This window comes from Rhizobacter sp. P1_G5, assembly GCF_056405435.1.
Genome location: NZ_JBFUCB010000838.1, coordinates 1 through 2,092 on the forward strand (window position 1 = coordinate 1; position 2,092 = coordinate 2,092).

Annotated in this window: 3 protein-coding genes; all 3 read right to left on the bottom strand. The window is 67.0% G+C overall.

The window, feature by feature from the left end; genetic code table 11:
• Positions 1-435 (bottom strand): ABC transporter substrate-binding protein (locus tag AC1D12_RS31725; RefSeq protein WP_477845149.1); only part of this gene is annotated, 435 nt, incomplete at its 3' end.
• A gap of 128 nt (positions 436-563) precedes the next feature.
• A complete protein-coding gene (locus AC1D12_RS31730; RefSeq protein WP_477845150.1) occupies positions 564-1,667 on the bottom strand; it encodes an ABC transporter substrate-binding protein in 1,104 nt (367 codons plus the stop codon).
• 149 nt (positions 1,668-1,816) lie between these two features.
• Positions 1,817-2,092 (bottom strand): response regulator (locus AC1D12_RS31735; RefSeq protein WP_477845151.1); only part of this gene is annotated, 276 nt, incomplete at its 5' end.

A 2,092-nucleotide genomic window follows, 5' to 3' on the forward strand; every position in this document is an offset into this window, starting at 1 on the left:
CTGGTAGGTGGCGCGCACGTTGAAGACGTAGGGCTGCAGCGGCTTGTGCAGGGCCATCGCACCGGTCGACGGCGCGATCATCGGCACCCGGTGTTCGTTCAGCAGCGGCAGCACGGCCTGCGCATTCGGCGTGCCGCGGCCGAGGAACAGCGCCAGCACGTTCTTCTCGACGATCAGCTTCTTCGCGTTCTCGGCGCTGAGCTGCGGCTCGAACTTGTCATCGAGCGAGACCAGCTGGATCGGCTGCCCGTGCACGCCGCCCTGCGCATTGACCCAGTCGAGGTAGAGCTTCGCACCGTCGGTGTTCTCCTTCACGCCGGCCGCCGCCGGGCCGGTGAAGCCGGAGGTCTGTCCGACCAGGAGCTGGGCTGCGGCGGGGGCGCCGATCGACATCATCGCGGCCGCCAGGGCCAACGCACCGAGGTACTGCTTCATCACGTGTCTCCGCTCTGTCTGTGAACACAAGGAAATCCATGGTTTCACGGGCAGGGCGGGCGTGCCTGTGTGCAGTACGCCTGTCTGCGTGTCACGCCATCAATGGCGTGACGTGGTGCGCGAAGCGCTCAGCGACGGAACTTGCCGTCGGATCCAATGATGGAGAGATCTGCAAAATCGAGACCGGTGTGGTCGCTCGTGCTGAAGCTGACCTCCATGCCGCCGATGTCGTACTTGTGCAGGTTGTTCAGTGCCGCGAGCAGCTTGTCGCGCGTCGGCGTGCCGCCGCTGCGGCGCAGGCCTTCGACCAGCACCTTCGCGCCCGCAAAGCCTTCCATCATCGCCGGCGACACCGCATCGAGGCCCTTGGCCTTCGCGAGCTCGGTCGCTTCCTTGACGAGCGGCGACGCGATCGAGCGCTCGTACGGGAACACCTGCGTGACGATCACGCCGCGCGCGTTGTCGCCCATCAACGTGATGAAGCCGCTGGAGGAGTTGTTCGACAGCGTGACGATCTGCGCCGGGCTGCCGGCATCGCGCAGCGCCTTCGTGCCTTCGGCGACGACGGCCCCGGAGGCGATGAACAGCACGGCCTGCGTGTTCAGCTTGATCAGCTTCGGCACGATTGCGCTGAAGTCGGGTTTCGCGCGGTCGAACTTCTCGACCGCTGCCGGCTGCTTGCCGACCGCGGTGAAGCCGGCCGCGGCGCCGACGACGGCATCGACGCCGAAGCTGTCGTCGACATGCAGCACCGCGATGCGCTCGATGCCGATCAGGCTCAGGTGGCGGATCGCGCGCTCGGCCTCGCGCTGGTAGGTGGCGCGCACGTTGAAGATGTACGGGTTGACCGGCTTGTGCAGCACCATCGCGCCGGTCGACGGCGCGACCAGCGGCACCCGGTACTCGGCCAGCAGCGGCGCGATCGCCTGCGTGTGCGGCGTGCCGCGCACCAGGAACAGCGCGACCACGTTCTTCTCGGTGATCAGCTTCTTCGCGTTCTCGGCCGCGAGCTTCGGATCGAACTTGTCGTCCATCGAGACCAGCTCGATGCTCTGGCCGTTGATGCCGCCGCGCGCATTGACCGCGTCGAAGTACATCTTCGCGCCGTCGGTGGTCTCCTTGACGCCGGCCGCGACCGCGCCGGTGAAGCCTGCCGTCTGGCCGATCAGGATCTGGGCGGCCGCGCTGGCCGCGAGGCTGGACAAGGCCAGCACGCAAAGAAGCTTCTTCATGGTGTCTCCGGTTTTTTCCCTGGATCGTTGGCCGTGTCGACGACGACTCTGTCCCAACCGCGCACGGCAGGGCGGGATGTTTTCACACGTGACGGCCGCGCGAGCACGTCAAGTGGACGAAATGTCCACCCAGTCGCATTCGGCGCGACTTAGTTCGCGGTCGGCCCGCCTTCGTCGCCGCTTGTCAGCTCCGGGTCATCAGGGCGCCATTGATCCAGCACCGTGCGCAGGCTCTCGAACTGCATCGGCTTGGTCAGGTGCTCGTCCATCCCGGCATCGAGGCTGGACTGCCGGTCGGCAGCCAGCGCATGCGCGGTCAGCGCGACGATCGGGAACGGGCGGAGCAGGCCGTCGGCCTGCATCGCGCGCAGCCGGCGCGTCGCCTCGACGCCGTCCATGCCCGGCATCTGGATGTCCATCAGCAC